General features: G+C 61.4%; 1 pseudogene. It reads left to right on the top strand.

From position 1 onward, the window contains the following. Positions 1–34 precede the first annotated feature (34 nt). A pseudogene (locus BQ17_RS01165) lies at positions 35–220 on the top strand (IS5/IS1182 family transposase); the annotation flags it as partial.

Genomic DNA, 220 nt, shown 5'->3' with positions numbered 1-220 from the left:
TACCAGCTGAGCTCGAACCGAGGGGCTGACCTTCATGGCGAGACGTTACAAGCGAGGGGTAGCCCGTGCCCAGGAAGCTCTCCTGCCGCCGCGGGTGGAAGATTACGTCAGTGAGACCAATCTGGTTCGGGCGATCGACGCTTACGTGGACACACTCGACCTGCAGGCGTTGGGCTTTACCAATACCGAGGATGATCTCACCGCGGGTCAGCCGGCGTTC

The organism is Candidatus Thiosymbion oneisti, from assembly GCF_900092655.1.
Lineage (GTDB): Bacteria > Pseudomonadota > Gammaproteobacteria > Chromatiales > Chromatiaceae > Thiosymbion > Thiosymbion oneisti.
The sequence above is the reverse complement of the archived record's forward strand: the minus strand, read 5'-3'. Positions and strand labels throughout refer to the sequence as shown.